This window comes from Streptomyces sp. NPDC043680 (genome assembly GCF_056436685.1).
Genome location: NZ_JBWKCE010000003.1, coordinates 57,498 through 74,757, shown reverse-complemented (window position 1 = coordinate 74,757; position 17,260 = coordinate 57,498). Strand labels below are relative to the sequence as shown.

Annotated in this window: 15 protein-coding genes and 3 tRNA genes; 10 read left to right on the top strand and 8 right to left on the bottom strand. The window is 72.4% G+C overall.

Annotated elements, in window-relative coordinates:
• The first annotated feature begins 280 nt into the window (after positions 1-280).
• The 3 genes from AC0666_RS06855 to AC0666_RS06845 all read left to right on the top strand — a co-directional run bounded on the left by AC0666_RS06855 (position 281) and on the right by AC0666_RS06845 (position 4,572).
• Positions 281-1,933 (top strand): hypothetical protein, encoded by a 1,653-nt coding sequence (locus AC0666_RS06855; protein WP_468966350.1) that lies wholly within the window; start codon positions 281-283, stop codon positions 1,931-1,933.
• 185 nt (positions 1,934-2,118) lie between these two features.
• The gene (locus AC0666_RS06850; protein WP_478707212.1) at positions 2,119-3,594 is read left to right on the top strand and encodes a N,N-dimethylformamidase beta subunit family domain-containing protein; all 1,476 of its coding nucleotides are present in this window, start codon (positions 2,119-2,121) and stop codon (positions 3,592-3,594) included.
• A 75-nt stretch (positions 3,595-3,669) separates the two neighbouring features.
• Positions 3,670-4,572, top strand: coding sequence for a phosphoribosylaminoimidazolesuccinocarboxamide synthase (locus AC0666_RS06845; protein ID WP_468966354.1), 903 nt, complete (start codon positions 3,670-3,672; stop codon positions 4,570-4,572).
• 95 nt (positions 4,573-4,667) lie between these two features.
• On the opposite strand, the gene AC0666_RS06840 is transcribed toward AC0666_RS06845, so the two are convergent.
• The 6 genes from AC0666_RS06840 to AC0666_RS06815 form a co-directional block, all read right to left on the bottom strand.
• Positions 4,668-4,743, bottom strand: a tRNA-Gly gene (locus AC0666_RS06840).
• A gap of 22 nt (positions 4,744-4,765) precedes the next feature.
• Positions 4,766-5,377 (bottom strand): response regulator, encoded by a 612-nt coding sequence (locus AC0666_RS06835; protein WP_468966357.1) that lies wholly within the window; start codon positions 5,375-5,377, stop codon positions 4,766-4,768.
• Positions 5,374-6,609: a sensor histidine kinase gene (locus tag AC0666_RS06830; protein ID WP_478707211.1), complete on the bottom strand. Its 1,236-nt coding sequence runs from the start codon at positions 6,607-6,609 to the stop codon at positions 5,374-5,376. Before AC0666_RS06830 ends, AC0666_RS06835 begins: the two co-directional genes overlap by 4 nt.
• A 101-nt stretch (positions 6,610-6,710) precedes the next feature.
• Positions 6,711-6,783 (bottom strand) — tRNA-Gly (locus AC0666_RS06825).
• An 82-nt stretch (positions 6,784-6,865) separates the two neighbouring features.
• Positions 6,866-6,937: transfer RNA gene (locus AC0666_RS06820), tRNA-Gly, on the bottom strand.
• Between the two features lie 88 nt (positions 6,938-7,025).
• Complete coding sequence (locus AC0666_RS06815; RefSeq protein WP_361715824.1) at positions 7,026-7,343, bottom strand: histone-like nucleoid-structuring protein Lsr2; 318 nt, start codon at positions 7,341-7,343, stop codon at positions 7,026-7,028.
• Between the two features lie 348 nt (positions 7,344-7,691).
• Here AC0666_RS06815 and purS point away from each other — a divergent pair, with 348 nt between their 5' ends.
• The 6 genes from purS to AC0666_RS06785 all read left to right on the top strand — a co-directional run bounded on the left by purS (position 7,692) and on the right by AC0666_RS06785 (position 13,910).
• Positions 7,692-7,937 (top strand): phosphoribosylformylglycinamidine synthase subunit PurS, encoded by a 246-nt coding sequence (gene purS, locus AC0666_RS06810; RefSeq protein WP_356845514.1) that lies wholly within the window; start codon positions 7,692-7,694, stop codon positions 7,935-7,937.
• A 2-nt stretch (positions 7,938-7,939) separates the two neighbouring features.
• A complete protein-coding gene (gene purQ / locus AC0666_RS06805) occupies positions 7,940-8,620 on the top strand; it encodes a phosphoribosylformylglycinamidine synthase subunit PurQ (protein WP_361715821.1) in 681 nt (226 codons plus the stop codon).
• The gene (gene purL / locus AC0666_RS06800; protein ID WP_478707210.1) at positions 8,617-10,866 is read left to right on the top strand and encodes a phosphoribosylformylglycinamidine synthase subunit PurL; all 2,250 of its coding nucleotides are present in this window, start codon (positions 8,617-8,619) and stop codon (positions 10,864-10,866) included. Before purQ ends, purL begins: the two co-directional genes overlap by 4 nt.
• 106 nt (positions 10,867-10,972) lie before the next feature.
• Positions 10,973-12,235, top strand: coding sequence for a hypothetical protein (locus AC0666_RS06795; protein WP_478707209.1), 1,263 nt, complete (start codon positions 10,973-10,975; stop codon positions 12,233-12,235).
• A 10-nt stretch (positions 12,236-12,245) separates the two neighbouring features.
• Positions 12,246-13,037 (top strand): maleylpyruvate isomerase family mycothiol-dependent enzyme, encoded by a 792-nt coding sequence (locus AC0666_RS06790; RefSeq protein ID WP_478707208.1) that lies wholly within the window; start codon positions 12,246-12,248, stop codon positions 13,035-13,037.
• A gap of 36 nt (positions 13,038-13,073) precedes the next feature.
• On the top strand, positions 13,074-13,910 hold the full coding sequence (locus AC0666_RS06785) for an META domain-containing protein (RefSeq protein ID WP_468966370.1): 837 nt from the start codon (positions 13,074-13,076) through the stop codon (positions 13,908-13,910).
• A gap of 34 nt (positions 13,911-13,944) precedes the next feature.
• On the opposite strand, the gene AC0666_RS06780 is transcribed toward AC0666_RS06785, so the two are convergent.
• Both AC0666_RS06780 and AC0666_RS06775 read right to left on the bottom strand, forming a co-directional pair.
• Positions 13,945-15,366 (bottom strand): sulfatase-like hydrolase/transferase, encoded by a 1,422-nt coding sequence (locus tag AC0666_RS06780; RefSeq protein WP_478707207.1) that lies wholly within the window; start codon positions 15,364-15,366, stop codon positions 13,945-13,947.
• 116 nt (positions 15,367-15,482) lie between these two features.
• Positions 15,483-15,578, bottom strand: a complete 96-nt coding sequence (locus tag AC0666_RS06775; protein ID WP_361715803.1) for a putative leader peptide — start codon at positions 15,576-15,578, stop codon at positions 15,483-15,485.
• A gap of 148 nt (positions 15,579-15,726) precedes the next feature.
• Between AC0666_RS06775 and purF the strand changes: the two genes are divergently transcribed.
• Positions 15,727-17,244, top strand: coding sequence for an amidophosphoribosyltransferase (purF, locus tag AC0666_RS06770; RefSeq protein WP_361715800.1), 1,518 nt, complete (start codon positions 15,727-15,729; stop codon positions 17,242-17,244).
• Positions 17,245-17,260 lie beyond the last annotated feature (16 nt).

Below are 17,260 nucleotides of genomic sequence, written 5' to 3'. Positions count from 1 at the left end.
ACTCGCAGCCGCGGGCCCGGTGCGCACCCCTGTGGGCACCGGGCCCGCGCGCGTGTCCGCGTGCGAGTGCATCCAGCCGCGTTCGAACGCAGCCACCTTTACCCAAAGCCATTCCATCGGGTGATCGTCACCCGGTCCGGCTGACTGCCGCGCGCTCCCCAACTAGGGTGCGGCGCAAGCATTCCGGCACTTGGCCCACCGGCATTGCGATGTCAGTGGCGGGTGTCACAGTGGGGGAGTGAGCAAAACCGCCGCAGGGCAGAGGGGGTGAGGTCCGGCCGTGTCCGGAAACGGTTCGATCGTCGAAGTGGGCGCGCCGTCCGCGCGCTCCCGGGCCTTGGCCGTGCTGCGGGTGCGCAGCAGGGCGCTGGCCGTCGCCGTGGCGCCCGCCGCCCTCGCGGTGGTGCTCGTGAGCGCCCGGATGACGGGGCGGCTGACCGGTGCACCCTGGCCGGTGGTCACCCTCGTCGTATGCGTGCTCGCCGGGATCGTGCTGCTCGTCGGCGGCGTGTTCGCCGCGGTGGTGCTGGGCGCCCGCCCCGCCGTCACGCCGACGGTGCCGCTGACCGAGGAGGCCGCGCCCGACCTGTACCGGCTCGTGCGCGACCTCGCCGACCGGATGGACGTGCCGGCGCCCTCTGCCATAGCCCTGACCCCGGACTGCGACAGCTGGCTGGAGGACCGCACGCACGCGGCGCACCGCCGCGGCCGCGCCCGCACCTCCGCCGGCGCAACCGGACCCGCCGTGCCCGAGTCCGCGCCGGGTGCGGCGCCCGTGCTGGTGATCGGCTCGCCGTTCCTGTGGTGGATGCGGGTCGCGGAGCTGCGGGCGGTGCTCGCGCCGGTCGTCGCCGGTACGGGTCCTTCGGCGCATCCGGACATAGCCGACGCCCGTGGCTTCGTGCGGGGGCTGGACGCAGCCGTGGACGTGGGCAGCCGGCCCGGCCTGGGCTGGATCGCCCGCCCGGCCCGGCTGCTGCTGCGGCTGTGCCGGGAGGACGCCGCCGAGATGGAGCGCGGGGTGGCCGCGGCCGCCTCGGACCGGGCGCAGGGAGTGGACTACGGGCTGCGGATCGTCGCCCAGGAGCAGGTCGGCCTCGCCTACGCGGGCTGGGACCGACTGCTGACCCGGGTCGCACTGCCGGCCTGGCGGATGGGCCGCTGGCCCGCGCACCTCGATGCCGGGGTCGTCTCCGCCCTGACGGAGCTGTCGCGCCGGGACCGGCTGGCCGACGGGTTCACCGCGCGGCTGGGCGAACGGCCCGCGTGCGATCTGCTGGAGCAGCCGGGCGCGGTCGACGAGGCCGCCTCGCTGCTGGCCGCGCGGCTGTTCCACGGAGGCCCGGCCGAAGCGGGACCGGACTGGTCGCCGGTGGAGTGGGCGGCGTATCCGGAGGAGGTCGTGGACCGCAAGTGGCGGGCCGAGGCGGCCCGGCTGCATGCCGCGCTGGACGCCCTCGCCGTCCCGGCGGGCCCGGGGCCGACGCTGGACCGGGTGCTCGGCTACCTCGCGGCTCCCGGAGGCGTCGGCGCGCCCGGGGAGGCGCTGGCCGGCCGCCTCAGCGGCGATCTGGCCCGGGAGGAACGTTCCGCGGGAGCGGGCGGGGGCGACGGCGCGGGCTCCGACGCCGGGACGGTGAAGGCGCGCGGGGCGGACACGGTGCCGCTGTTCCCGCTGCAGCCGCCGCGGAGCGGGCGGGACCTGCTCGCCGACCACGTCACGGCCATGGTGTGCGCCGCGGCCGTGGACTTCGTGGGGGCGGATCCGGGTCTGGACTGGCTGGACGGCCCCATCCTCCTGATCGGCGGCGAGCGCCGCACCGACCTCGCCCCGCACGTGCTGTCCCTGGTGGAGGAGGGCGACCCCGAGCCGCTGCGCGACTGGCTGGCGGACCTCGGCGTACGCCCCGAGAAGCCGGTCCGCCTGGTCTGACCCCGGGATTCCCGGGCCCACTCCCGCCCGCGCACCCCGGTGTGAAGCGTCAATTCGCGACGAACGGTGACGGACTGGGCGCGTTATGTGATGTGCTGGGACCGGTAGCAGTTCGAAGTCCTCGACAGTGTGCCGCGCGATGGTCCGGGAACAAGCGATCCGGGGGAGCGAGGGAGGGGAGCGGTATGGGTGCGGACCCGATCCGGCGGTGGGAGTCAGGTGCCCTCGCGCACGCGGTGAACGACCCCTTCGGCCAGGGGCCCCTGCCGTGGCTGCGCGGCAGCGAGCTCTACTTCGACGACACCGGCCAGGTCGTGCCCTGGTACGTGGACCCCGCGCTGGCCCCCGGGCAGCCGCCCGCCGGCAGCACCGGCGGACCGCGGACCGCCGACGACGTGCACCGGCAGATCAAGGGCTTCTCCTCCGCCGGAGCCGTCGCGCCCGGCGAGGCCATCGACTTCCACATCACCGTGGACCCGCCCCAGCAGTTCTCCGTGGACGTCTACCGCATCGGCCATTACGGCGGCGACGGCGCCTTCAAGATCACCACCAGCCCCCGGCTCTCCGGCATCGTCCAGCCGGCCCCGCTCACCGCCGACCGCACCGTCTCCTGCCACCACTGGTGGCTGTCCTGGCGGCTCCAGGTCCCCTCCTTCTGGACCCCCGGCGCGTACGTGGCCGTCCTGACCACCACCGACGGCTACCGCTCGCACATCCCCTTCACCGTGCGGGACGACCACCCGGCCGACCTGCTCCTGCTCCTGCCCGACATCACCTGGCAGGCCTACAACCTCTACCCGGAGGACGGCCGGACCGGCGCGAGCCTCTACCACGCCTGGGACGAGGAGGGCCGGCTGCTCGGCGAGCGGGACGCCGCCGTCACCGTCTCCTTCGACCGCCCCTACGCGGGCGCGGGCCTGCCCCTCCACGTCGGGCACGCCTACGACTTCATCCGCTGGGCCGAGCGCTACGGCTACGACCTCGCCTACGCCGACGCGCGGGACCTGCACGCGGGTCGGGTCGACCCGACCCGCTACCGCGGCCTGGTCTTCCCCGGCCACGACGAGTACTGGTCCGCTCCCATGCGCCGCACCGTCGAGCGCGCCCGGGACCACGGCACCTCGCTCGTCTTCCTCTCCGCCAACACCATGTACTGGCAGGTCGAGCTCGCCCCCTCCCCCTCGGGGATCGAGGACCGGCTCCTGACCTGCCGAAAACGCCGCGGCCCGGGCCGCCCCTGCCTGTGGCGCGAGGTCGACCGCCCGGAGCAGCAGCTGCTCGGCATCCAGTACGCGGGCCGGGTCCCCGAGCCCGCGCCGCTGATCGTGCGCAATGCCACCCACTGGCTCTGGGACTCCACCGGCGCCGCCGAGAACGACGAGCTCCCGGGCCTGGTCGCCGGGGAGGCCGACCGGTACTTCCCGCGCATCCAGCTCCCCGAGCACCAGGACCGGATCCTGCTCGCGCACTCCCCGTACCTCGACACCGAGGGCACCAAACGGCACCAGGAGACCTCCCTGTACCGGGCTCCGAGCGGCGCCCTGGTCTTCGCGTCGGGCACCTTCGCCTGGTCACCGGCCCTGGACCGGCCGGGTCACGTCGACGAACGGGTCCAGCGGGCCACCGCCAACCTCCTCGACCGGATCTGCAAGCGCGACTGAGCCCCCCGCCAGGGCCGCACCCGGCCACGTACGGGACAATGGGGCTGCGCTCGTACAGAACCACAGGGAGACCCCGTGTCCGGATTCGTCGAAAAGCCCGAGCCGGTTCAGGTGCCGGGCCTCGTCCACCTCCACACCGGCAAGGTGCGCGACCTCTACCGTGACGAGGACGGCCGCCTCGTCATGGTCGCCAGCGACCGGATGTCCGCCTTCGACTGGGTGCTCCCCACCGAGATCCCGGACAAGGGGCGCGTCCTGACGCAGCTCTCCCTGTGGTGGTTCGACCAGCTCGCCGACCTCGTCCCGAACCACGTCATCAGCACCGACCTGCCGGCCGGCGCCCCCGCCGACTGGGCCGGGCGGACGCTCATCTGCCGGAACCTCGACATGGTGCCGGTCGAGTGCGTGGCCCGCGGCTACCTCACCGGCTCCGGCCTCGTCGAGTACAACCGGACGCGGACGGTCTGCGGCCTGGCCCTGCCCGAGGGCCTCGTCGACGGATCCGAGCTGCCCGCCCCGATCTTCACCCCGGCCGCCAAGGCCGAGGTCGGCGAGCACGACGAGAACGTCTCCTACGAGGAGGTCGCGCGCACCACCGGCGCCGAGACGGCCGCCCTGCTGCGCCGCACCACCCTCGACGTGTACGGCCGGGCCCGGGACATCGCCCGCGAGCGCGGGATCATCCTCGCCGACACCAAGTTCGAGTTCGGCTTCGACGCCGAGGGCACCCTGATCGCCGCGGACGAGGTGCTCACCCCGGACTCCTCGCGCTTCTGGCCGGCCGACGAGTGGGAGCCGGGCCGCACCCAGCCCTCCTTCGACAAGCAGTACGTCCGCAACTGGCTGGCCTCCCCGGCCTCCGGCTGGGACCGCACGACCGAAGTGCCGCCGCCGGCCCTCCCCGAGGAGGTCGTCGCGCAGACCCGCGCCAAGTACGTCGAGGCGTACGAGCGGCTCACCGGCCTCCCCTGGTCCTGAGGCACCGGTCCCGCCCCTCCCGGGGCGGGACCCCGCCCGAACCGGAAGAAGAACGCGAAGAAGCCCCCGGTCACAGGACCGGGGGCTTCTTCTTGTGGAGCGGACAACGAGACTCGAACTCGCGACATCCACCTTGGCAAGGTGGTGCTCTACCAACTGAGCTATGTCCGCATGCGCCGTAACGCGGGACCTACTATACCCAACCCCGCTCCCGTGCGAGACGCACTGCCGTGTGCCGGTTCTCCGCGCCCAGCTTCGTGGCCGCCGACGACAGGTAGTTGCGCACGGTCCCCTGCGAGAGCCGGGCCCGCTCCGCGATCTCCGCGACCGGCGCCCCGTCCCCCGCGAGTTCCAGGACCTCGGCCTCGCGTGCGGTCAGCGGCGAGTCCCCCGCGCTGATCGCGTCGGCCGCCAACTCCGGGTCCACATAACGCCCTCCGGCGTGGACGGTCCGGATCAGCTCGGCCAGCCGCTGCGCCGACACCGTCTTCGGCACGAAGGCCCGTACGCCGGCCGCGAGGGCCCGCTTCAGATGCCCGGGACGCCCGTGGCTGGTCACGATCATGACCCGGCAGCCCGGGAGTTCGGTCCTCAGGGATGTGGCCACACTCACACCGTCCGCCCCCGGCATCTGCAGGTCCAGCACCGCCACGTCGGGCCGGTGCGCCCGCGCCATCGCGAGGGCCTCGGGGCCGGAGGCCGCCTCGGCGACGACCAGCAGATCGTCCTCCAGCGCCAGTAGCGCGGCGAGCGCGCCGCGGATCAGGTGCTCGTCGTCGGCCAGCAGCACGCGCACGGGGTTCACGACCGCGCCTCCCGCCCGGCCGCCCCGGGGGCCGGTACGCGGGCCAGTACGCGGAACCGGCCGTCGCCGGTGGGCCCGGCCTCCAAGGTGCCGTCCACCACGGCGAGCCGCTCGCGCAGCCCGGCGAGCCCCGAACCGGGGGGCCCGGCCGGGACCCGCGCAGCCCCGGGCGCCCCGTCGTTCTCGACCAGCAGGGTCACCGCGCCCGCCCCGGCCGCCGCCAGCCGGATCACGCAGCTGCGCGCCTCACCGTGCCGCAGGACGTTCGTGGTGGCCTCCCGGACGACCCAGCCCAGGGCCGACTGCACCGCGGGGGTCGGCCGCGGGCCTTCTTCGACCTCGACCCGGCAGTCCATCCCGGCCGCGCTCAGCACCCCGCGCGCTCCCTCCAGTTCCACCGTGAGATCCGCCTCCCGGTATCCGCGTACGACGTCGCGGACCTCGCGCTGCGACTCCCGGGCGATCCGCTGCACCTCGATCATCTGGTCCACCGCCTCGGGGCGTCCGCGCCGGGCCAGCTGCACGGCCAGCTCGCTCTTGAGCGCGATCACCGCGAGGTTGCGGCCCATGACGTCGTGCAGGTCCCGCCCGAAGCGGAGCCGCTCCTCGGCCACCGCCAGCTGCGCCTGGAGCTCCCGGGCGCGGTCGAGCTCGTACACCGTCTTCAGCAGCCAGGAGGAGAAGCCGCAGGCCAGGGTGAACAGCAGGCTGCTGAAGAGGACGCCGAGCGCGTAGCCGGCCACCTCGCCGGCGGGCAGGCCCACGGCCGCTGCCGCGCCTGCCGTGGCGGCCACCGCGGCGGGGGCGACGGCGGCCATGTGCCGGGCCTTGGCCAGGGTCAGGGTCAGTGCTCCCGTCGCGAAGCCGATGGTGTTGACGACGAGGACGGGGGCCACGCCCTCGTGGACGAGGACGCCGGCGGAGCGCAGGGAGAGTACGGCGATCGCCAGCGCGCCGGTCAGCAGGCCCAGCGCGACGGCCAGCCGCACCGGGCGCTCGCGCCGCCCGATCACCCAGTCCAGAGCCTTCGAGGACAGCACCGCGGACAGGGTGACCTGGGCGACCAGGGGCAGGGCCAGGGCCCCGGTGGCGGCCGTCGAGCCCTCGGGCGCGAGCCCGATCACAAGCGCGAAGGCCTCGATCGCGGCGAAGGAGTGGAACGACCAGCGGGTGTAGAGCTCGACCTTCCCCGCGCTGCCGCGTTTCCTCCACCATCCGGTCAGCTTCGACACGGTCCCCGTCCCCCGATCACCTTTGCCGGTCACTGCGGCGCATCAGCGTATCGGGGCACACGACAAAGGCCCTGATCGATGATCAGGGCCTTTGTCCTCTGAGCGGACGACGAGACTCGAACTCGCGACATCCACCTTGGCAAGGTGGTGCTCTACCAACTGAGCTACGTCCGCATACTCGCTCCGGCCGAATGGCCGGTGGGCGATGCGAGCATCACTCTACCCGATCCACCGGAGTGGTCGGTAAAGCGTGCAGAGCGGGTGACAGGAATCGCACACTGCGCCTTCCTCCTGGAAGGAGGATGTTCTACTACTGAACTACACCCGCACGACCTTCGAGGCTGTGACCTGCGGTCTGGCCCCTCGGCGTGATCCACACACTAGCGGATCGGAGGGGGTGGATGGCAAATCGGCCGTCAGTGAGCCTCGTTGTAGGCCTCGTAGACCCGCTTCGGGATGCGGCCGCGGGGCGGCACGTCCATCTGGTGGGAGCGGGCCCAGGCCCGGACGACGGCGGGGTCCGGGGCGATGGAGGTGTGCTTGAAGGCCTTGCCGGAGCGGGCCTGCCGGCGGCCGGCGGCCACGAAGGGGGCGAGGGTCTTCCGCAGTTTCTTTGCGTTGGCCACATTGAGGTCGATCTCGTACGACTTGCCGTCGATCCCGAACACGACCGTTTCCGTCGCTTCTCCGCCGTCGATGTCGTCGGAGATCGTGACTACTACGCGCTGCGCCACGGATATCGGTCCCTTCGCGCGACGTCGCCACCCGTTGACGTGCGGTGATGTCGCCTGTATGGATGTTTCGGAGCAATGCAACTTTCGTTCCCCGTCGTGGGGCGACAAATGTCGCCGTCTCGGAGGATTCCTTTGTACCGCGATTCCCATTGCATTGCGAAGCCCAGTTAATTCTCTCCGCGTGTCCCGCCGCAATCCCGGGTGAGAGGTTTTCCGGCGGATTTTGCGAAGCGTTGGTGAAGCCGAAACCGGGCGGCGATCACGGGGCCGGGATATCTACCCGCGTAGAAATTTCGGACGGGTACGCTGAGGGAACCGCCTCCGCACCAACACCCACGGGAGTGCCCGATGGCACGCGTCGTAGTCGACGTCATGCTCAAGCCGGAGATCCTCGACCCTCAGGGCCAGGCGGTGCAGCGTGCACTGCCGCGCCTGGGCTTCGAGGGGATCGCCGACGTCCGTCAGGGGAAGCGCTTCGAGCTTGAGGTGGAGGGCCCGGTCGACCAGACCGCCCTCGACCGCATCCACAAGATGGCCGAAACGTTCCTCGCCAACACCGTCATCGAAGACTTCACCGTGAAGGTCGAGGCCTGACGGTGACCACTCGCATCGGAGTCGTCACGTTCCCCGGAACGCTCGACGACCGTGACTCGTTGCGCGCCGTCCGCCTCGCGGGGGCCGAGCCTGTCTCGCTGTGGCACCGCGACAAGGACCTGCACCAGGTCGACGCGGTCGTCCTCGCGGGCGGCTTCTCCTACGGGGACTACCTGCGCGCCGGAGCCATCTCCCGGTTCTCGCCGGTGATGGAGACCATCATCGACCAGGCCAAGGCCGGCATGCCGGTCCTCGGCATCTGCAACGGCTTCCAGGTCCTCACCGAGGCCCACCTGCTGCCGGGGGCGATGCTCCGGAACAACCACCTGCACTTCATCTGCCGCGACCAGAAGCTGCGGGTGGAGAACGCGGAGACCTCGTGGACCGGCGACTACTCCGCCGGCCAGGAGATCTCCGTACCGCTCAAGAACATGGACGGCCGCTACGTCGCCGACGAGCGGGTGCTGGACGAACTGGAGGCCGAGGGCCGCGTGGCCTTCCGGTACGTCGACATGAACCCGAACGGGTCGCTGCGCGACATCGCCGGCATCACCAACGCCGCGGGCAACGTCGTCGGCCTCATGCCGCACCCCGAGCACGCGGTCGAGCCGCTGATCGGGACGGGCCGCACCGACGGCCTCGGATTCTTCACCTCGATCCTGAAGAAGCTGGTCTCCGCATGACTCTGGACACCGTCAAGCACGCCGCCGAGACCCCGGACTCGGCGCAGCCCTGGAAGGAACTCGGCCTCAAGGAGGACGAGTACGCCCGCATCCGGGAGATCCTCGGCCGCCGCCCCACGGGCGCCGAGCTCGCCATGTACTCGGTCATGTGGTCCGAGCACTGCTCGTACAAGAGCAGCAAGGTCCACCTGAAGCAGTTCGGTGAGAAGGCCCCGCAGAACGACGCCATGCTCGTCGGCATCGGCGAGAACGCCGGCGTCGTCGACGTCGGCCAGGGCTACGCGGTCACCTTCAAGGTCGAGTCGCACAACCACCCGTCGTACATCGAGCCCTACCAGGGCGCGGCCACCGGCGTCGGCGGCATCGTCCGCGACATCCTCGCCATGGGCGCCCGCCCGGTCGCCGTCGTGGACCCGTTGCGCTTCGGCGCCGCCGACCACCCCGACACCAAGCGCGTCCTGCCGGGCGTGGTCGCGGGCATCGGCGGCTACGGCAACTGCCTCGGCCTGCCGAACATCGGCGGCGAGGTCGTCTTCGACGCCTGCTACCAGGGCAACCCGCTGGTCAACGCCGGCTGCATCGGCGTGATGAAGCACGAGGACATCCACCTCGCCAAGGCCTCCGGCCCCGGCAACAAGGTCATCCTCTACGGCGCCCGCACCGGCGGCGACGGCATCGGCGGCGTCTCGGTCCTCGCGTCCGAGACCTTCGACGACACCAAGCCGACCAAGCGCCCCGCCGTCCAGGTCGGCGACCCCTTCCAGGAGAAGCTCCTCATCGAGTGCACCCTGGAGATCTTCAAGGAGAAGCTGGTCGCGGGGATCCAGGACCTGGGCGGCGCCGGGCTCTCCTGCGCCACCTCCGAGCTGGCCTCTGCGGGCTCCGGCGGCATGCGCGTCGAGCTGGACACCGTCCCGCTGCGCGACGCGACGCTCTCGCCCGAGGAGATCCTCATGAGCGAGTCGCAGGAGCGCATGTGCGCGATCGTCGAGCCGCAGCACGTCGACCGCTTCATGGAGATCTGCGAGAAGTGGGACGTCATCGCCACCGTCATCGGTGAGGTGACCGACGGCGAGCGCCTGGAGATCTTCTGGCACGGCGAGCAGATCGTGGACGTGCCCCCGGGCACCGTCGCCCACGAGGGCCCGGTCTACCACCGCCCGTACGCCCGCCCCGACTGGCAGGACGCCCTCCAGGCCGACGACGCGGGCAAGCTGCCCCGCCCGCAGACCTCCGAGGAGCTCCGCGCGCAGGTCCTGGCCCTGGTCTCGTCCCCGAACCAGGCCTCGAAGTCCTGGGTCACCGACCAGTACGACCGTTTCGTGCAGGGCAACACCGTCCTCGCGCAGCCCGAGGACGCGGGCATGGTCCGCATCGACGAGGAGTCCAACCTCGGCGTGGCCATGGCCACCGACGGCAACGGCCGCTACGCCAAGCTCGACCCGTACACGGGTGCGCAGCTGGCGCTGGCGGAGGCGTACCGCAACGTCGCCGCGACCGGCGCCAAGCCGCTGGCCATCTCCGACTGCCTGAACTTCGGCTCCCCCGAGGACCCGGGCGTCATGTGGCAGTTCGCCGAGGCCACCCGTGGTCTCGCCGACGGCTGCCTGGAGCTGGGCACCCCGGTGACGGGCGGCAACGTCTCGCTCTACAACCAGACCGGCGACACCGCGATCCACCCGACCCCGGTGGTGGCGGTCCTCGGCGTGATCGACGACGTCAACCGCCGTACGCCGATGGCGTTCGCGGAGGCCGGCCAGCTGCTGTACCTGCTCGGTGACACGGCCGAGGAGTTCGGCGGCTCGGCCTGGTCGCAGGTCGTCCACGACCACCTGGGCGGCCTGCCGCCCAAGGTGGACCTGGCCCGCGAGAAGCTGCTCGCGGAGATCCTGATCTCCGCCTCGCGCGACGGCATGATCGACGCCGCGCACGACCTGTCCGACGGCGGCGTGATCCAGGCGCTCACCGAGTCCTGCCTGCGCGGCGGCAACGGTGCGCGGATCGTGGTCCCGGAGGGTCTGGACGCCTTCACCTTCCTCTTCTCCGAGTCGGCGGGCCGGGCCATCGTGGCCGTCCCGCGCAGCGAGGAGCTCCGCTTCACCGACATGTGCGGTGCGCGGGGTCTGCCGGCCACCCGCATCGGTGTGGTGGACGGCGAGGAGATCGAGGTCCAGGGTGAGTTCACGCTCCCCCTGGCGGAACTCCGCGAGGCCCACGAGGCGACGATCCCGGCCCTGCTGGCCTGATCCCGCTGCTCTTCCCGCGAGCCCCCGACCGGTTTCCCTCCGGCCGGGGGCTCGCGGTGTCGGTAGCGTCGCCGGGGTCGTTGCAGGGACGCGAACGGGGGGCGGGATGTTCGAACCACTGGAGCCGTCGCGCGGGGGCCCGCTGCCGGACCGGGGCCGCCGGCGCAACGCGGTCAACCTGCTGCTGGTCCTCGCGGGCGTGGGCGGTCTGGCCTTCGGAGGGTGGGCGCTGTACGACGCGTACGCGACGGGGCAGGCGCGTACGGCGAGCCGCGCGCTGATCACCCGGGCCTGCGCCGGGCTGGTGGACCCCGACGAGGTCATGCGGCTGGACGGCGGCGCCGACCGGGTGGTCCTCGGCGGCGAGGACCCGAGCACCGTCGACTTCGACACCATTCCGGACCGCTGCGTGCTGAGCCGCCTGGAGGAGGACCGCCTCGGCCAGGAGTTCACGTACGGCCATTTCACGCTGGCCCTGAAGGGGCTGCCCCAGGCCCGTGACCTGCACACGGCCGACGAAGGATGGAAGCCCCCGTTCGCCACCCTGCGCGCCGGCTCGAAGGACGATGCCACCGCCCGCACCACGCTTCCCGACCGGATGCCGCTCGGGGACGGCCGGCTCGGTGACTACGGGCCCGATGACGTCACCGTCGTGGCCCGCTGCGAGCAGCCGGCCAAGGCCGGTACGACCTCGCTGATCGTGACGGCGACCTCCCCCGGCACCCGGCACGAGGCCGAGGACCGCCCGATCCTGGCCCGCCTGGCCCGCCGGGCCGCCGAACGCGCCGCCGAGGAGTACGGCTGCCGGACGCGGCTGCCCGAACTCCCGGACCGGCTGCCCGAGCCCGTGACCGCCCTCGGGCCGGTGGGCGAGCGGGCGGACAGCTGCGGCTGGTATGCCGCCCACCTGCGGACGGCGGACCGCGAGCGGTTGCCCGACCGGGCCGCCGGCGTCCCGGGGGGAGGAGCCGCCCGCGAGGAGGGCTGCCTGCTCGCGATGAGCGCCGGCGGGAGTGGGCGGGCCCTCGGCTTCCTCACCCGTGAGGAACGGGAGGACGCCGTCACGTCCCTGCGGCACTCGCCCTGGTGGCTGCGGACCCGGTCGTATTTCGGCGACGACGCGGCCGCGGTCACCGTGCCCGGCGGGCGCAGCCCGGAACCGGTGGTCCCCGGCAGGGCGGGCCGCACCAAGGACGTGCTCTACGGCTCGATGACCTGCGAGGGGCGCCCCGCCACCCTCACCATGACCGTCCCGTACACCTACCGGCCGGTCCTCGGGCCGCGCTTGGACGAGCTGTTCAAGGCCTACGCCACCGACACCGCGACGCGGCGCGGCTGCACCGGACTCGTGCTGCCCGGGCCCGAGTAGGGTCGGGGCCATGCCGCCTGCCAAGAAGAAGCCGCGACGCTACGATCCCGCGAAGATCCGTGCGGCCGTCACCGCGCAGTTCGGGCATGTCACCGGGGCGGTGGGGGAGTTGGGGCCGGAGCAGCTGGAACGACCCAGCGGGGTCGGCGACTGGAGCGTGGCCGACCTCGCCGCGCACGTCGCCTGGATCGCGGACTCGCTGGCCTCCGGCCTGGCCCGGCCGCCCGGCGCCGTCGTCGAACTCAGCGCCGTCGAATGGCCCTTCGCCACCGCCTCCCTCGCCGGGAAGATCTCCGAGGCCGCCCGGGAGATCCTCGGCGGGGCGCCGCTGCCCGAGCTGTACGAGCGGGCGGCGGCCCGGATGGCCAAGGCGCTGGACGCGAACCCCGGCAGCCGGGTACTGGACCTGTGGGTGGGGGACATGACCCTCGCCGACTTCCTGGTCACCCGCTGCGTGGAGCTGGTGGTCCACACCGACGACCTCAACCGAGCCGCCGGACTGGACATCCCGATCGAGCGGCAGGCCCTGGCCGCCTGCACCCGGCTGCTCGCCGACGCCCTCGCGCTCAAGGCGCCGGGCGGCTCGGTCGAGGTACGGATCCCGCCCTTCGCGGTGGTCCAGTGCATCGAGGGCCCCCGGCATACCCGCGGCACCCCGCCCAACGTGGTGGAGACCGACCCGCTGACCTGGATCCGGCTGGCCACCGGCCGCGCCGACTGGACCACCGCCGTACGGGACGCCCAGGTCAGGGCCAGCGGGGAGCGGGCCGACCTGTCGGCGCTGCTGCCGGTGATGAGCTGAGCGGAACCGGCTCGGCCCGGCACCCGTCCCAGGGACATGCCCACGCTCCGGCACCTGCCCGCCGCCATGGCCGCCGTACTCGCCCTCGCCGCCACCACGACCGCCTGCGGCGGTGACGGCGCGGTGCACGGCACCCGCCCGGGCCCCGTCCTCGACGGCTCCTGGGCCGTCCAGCGCCTGACCGCGGAGGGGAAGACCCTGACCGCACCCCCCTCCGCTCAGCTGGAGTTCGCGCCGAGCGCCGACCACCGGACCGAGGCGACGGGGAACTACGGCTGCAACGGCTTCACGGCCGCGGTCACCTGGGAGAAGGGCACCGGCCCGGCCGTCATGACCGTGACCCCCGGCTCCTCCACCACCATGGCCTGCGCGGACATGCCGTTCGAGACGGCCTTCGCCCGGCTGTTCCGGGGGCGGCTGACCGTGGACGCGCCCACCGCCGACCAGCTGGCCTTGAAGACGCCCGACGGGAGCTCCCTCACCATGACCCGGGTCCCGCGCACGCCCGACGCCCCGCTCACCGCCACCGAGTGGACCGTGGAGTCCCTGATCAGCGGCGAGAGCGTGTCCTCCCTCCCGGCCGAGGCGGCGGGCAAGGCCGGCTTCTCCCTCGCCGCGGACGGGACCGCGAGCGGCCGCCTGGGCTGCAACCGGTTCAGCGCCCCGGCCACCGTCGACGGTCCGAAGGTCACCTTCGGGCCGCTCACGACGACCCGGATGGCCTGCCTCGGCCCGGCCGGCGAGGTCGAGCGTGCGTTGACCGGGCTCTTCGGCAGCGGCCCGCTCACCTGGAAGATCCAGGCCCGCACGCTGACCCTGACCGCCCCGGACGGCACGGGCCTGACCGCCCGGGCGGCCTCCGCCGCGGAGTGACCGGCCGGAGCGGCCGGCCGCGGTCCGGGCCGGGTCAGCCGGGGTACGGGAGCAGGCCCGCGTCCGTCTGCTCCCAGGCCGCCCGCAGCCGCCCCAGCAGGGCGGGTTCCAGGGCCGCCTTGTCGGCCTGCTCGCGGAGGTCCCCGGCCAGGTGGAACAGCTGGTCCCGGCCCCCCTTGCCGCGGTAGTACTTCCAGTCCCCGCGGCGCAGCGCCCGCTCCCCGCGCACCCGCCAGAACAGGTCGTGTGCGGGGGGCTCCTCCCCGCGTAGCAGGTATCCGGCCAGGCTCACGCCGTCCAGCGGGTAGGCCGGGTGCGGCCGGGCCCCGGCCAGCTCCAGCAGGGTCGCCGTCCAGTCCGGGGTGACGACCGGGACGTGGCTGACCTGGCCGCCGTCGATGCGGGCGGGCCAGCGCACGAGGGTCGGCACCCGGATCCCGCCCTCCTGGAGTGAGGCCTTGTTGCCCGAGAGCGGCCAGTTGTACGAGAAGCGCTCGCCGCCGTTGTCGCTGGCGAAGAAGACCAGGGTGTCGTTCTCCTGGCCCGAGCGCTTCAGCGCCTCCAGCACCTCGCCGACCGAGCGGTCCAGGTCCTCCACCATCTGCCGGTACTTCTCGACCGAGCCGCCGTCCTGGTGCCACAGGGCCCGTGCGTCGCCGGCCTTGATCCGGCGCTCGACCTCGGCGCTCTCCTCGGTGTCCCCGTCCGCGATCCACGGCCAGTGCGGGGTGGTGTAGTTCAGGTTCAGCAGCCAGGGCCTGCCGCCGTGGTCGCGGGAGACGTACGCGCTCGCCCGCTCGGTCAGGATCCGGGTGTAGTAGCGCAGGTCCTTGTACGCGGCGTCGCCCTCGTAGAGGTCGTACTCGCCGCCCAGCCCCAACTTGGAGTAGTACTCCAGGGCCCCGCCGAAGTTGCCGAAGAACTCGTCCCAGCCCGAGCGGGTCGGGCTGTAGTCGGGCAGGTAACCGCAGTGCCACTTGCCGATCAGGGCGGTCGCGTAGCCGGAGTCGCGCAGCAGCGAGGCCAGCGTCGGATGGGTGGGCTCCAGACCGGCGCTCCGGTCGGCGATGGGCTCCGCGAGGCCGCCCTTCGCCCGCCCCGGGTAGCGGCCCGTGTAGAGGCTGAACCGGGTCGGCGAGCAGGTCGCGGAGCCCGCGTAGGCATCGGTGAAGCGGACCCCCTGGCGGGCGAGGCGGTCCAGGTTCGGGGTCTTGATGTGCGGGGAGCCGTACGAGGACAGGTCGGCCCAGCCGAGGTCGTCACCGAGGATGAACAGGATGTTCGGCCGGCGCCCGGGGCGGCCCCGCGCCGCCCGGAACTCCCGCTCTCCGGGTCCGGCCTCCTGGGCGGCCCGGGCCGGCGCGGCGGCGCCGAGACCCGCTGCGGCCGCGGCCGCGGTCACTCCGACGGCGCCGCCGAAGGCACGCCGGGACAGGTGGTGGTCGTACGAAGACACAGCTGCTCCAAGGCACGGTCCGCCGACCCGGCCCGGCGGGGGGCGCGGGACGGCGCGCGGCGCGGCGGGGCAGGGTGGGCGAAGCGGAAAAGAGGAAGGAAAAAGGAGAGTTGCGGTTACGCAGGACAGCGACAGATGGCGCTCGCGACACGGACCAGGTCTACGTGGCGGCGCTCGACGAGGGTGACGGCACGGTCACCGTGAGGCTGCATGGGCCGAGAGCCTGTCCGAATGCCCTCGTAGATGTCAACAAGGTGATCCGAATACCGAGACGGAGCCGCCCGGTCACCCTGGGTGCTGTGACATTTCCCGGCCGTCCCCAATTCGGACCAGTGGTCGATCTCGCCTACACTCGGAGATGTGCCTCGTGGTGATGGACGACTCAACCACGACCTGCTCCCCGGCGAAAAGGGCCCCCAGGACGCTTGCGGCGTCTTCGGTGTCTGGGCTCCGGGTGAAGAGGTCGCCAAGCTCACCTACTTCGGACTGTATGCGCTGCAGCACCGTGGACAAGAGTCCGCGGGAATCGCTGTGAGCAACGGTTCCCAGATCCTCGTCTTCAAGGACATGGGCCTCGTTTCCCAGGTCTTCGACGAAACCTCTCTCGGCTCGCTCCAGGGTCATATCGCGGTCGGTCACGCCCGCTACTCGACCACCGGAGCCTCCGTCTGGGAGAACGCGCAGCCCACGTTCCGCGCGACCGCCCACGGCTCGATCGCCCTGGGTCACAACGGCAACCTGGTGAACACCGCCGAGCTCGCCGAGATGGTCGCCGACCTCCCCCGTCAGGACGGCCGCGCCACCCAGGTGGCGGCCACCAACGACACCGACCTGGTCACCGCCCTGCTCGCGGGGCAGACCGACGAGGACGGCAAGCCCCTGACCATCGAGGAGTCGGCCGCCAAGGTCCTCCCCCAGGTCAAGGGTGCTTTCTCGCTGGTCTTCATGGACGAGGGGACCCTCTACACCGCCCGTGACCCGCAGGGCATCCGCCCGCTGGTCCTCGGCCGCCTGGAGCGCGGCTGGGTGGTCGCCAGTGAGACCGCCGCCCTCGACATCTGCGGCGCCAGCTTCGTCCGCGAGGTCGAGCCGGGCGAGCTCATCGCGATCGACGAGAACGGCCTGCGCACCTCCCGCTTCGCGGAAGCAAAGCCCAAGGGCTGTGTCTTCGAGTACGTGTACCTGGCCCGCCCGGACACCGACATCGCCGGTCGCAACGTCTACCTCTCGCGTGTCGAGATGGGCCGCCGACTGGCCAAGGAAGCCCCGGTCGAGGCCGACCTGGTGATAGCGACGCCGGAGTCCGGCACGCCCGCCGCCGTCGGTTACGCCGAGGCCAGCGGGATCCCGTACGGCTCCGGCCTGGTCAAGAACGCCTACGTGGGCCGGACCTTCATCCAGCCCTCGCAGACGATCCGCCAGCTCGGCATCCGCCTCAAGCTCAACCCGCTCAAGGAAGTCATCCGCGGCAAGCGCCTCGTGGTCGTCGACGACTCGATCGTCCGCGGCAACACCCAGCGCGCCCTGGTCAAGATGCTCCGCGAGGCCGGCGCGGCCGAGGTCCACATCCGGATCTCCTCGCCGCCGGTGAAGTGGCCGTGCTTCTTCGGCATCGACTTCGCCACCCGGGCCGAGCTGATCGCCAACGGCATGACGGTGGACGAGATCGCCACGTCGCTCGGCGCGGACTCGCTCTCGTACATCTCGCTCGACGCGATGATCGAGGCGACGACCATCCAGAAGCCCAACCTCTGCCGTGCCTGCTTCGACGGCGAGTACCCCATGGAGCTGCCCGACCCGCAGCTCCTGGGCAAGCAGCTCCTGGAGAGCGAGCTCGCGGGCGGCACCGACGCCGCAGACGCGCTCCGCCGGCCGTAACGGCCCGCACCTCCCG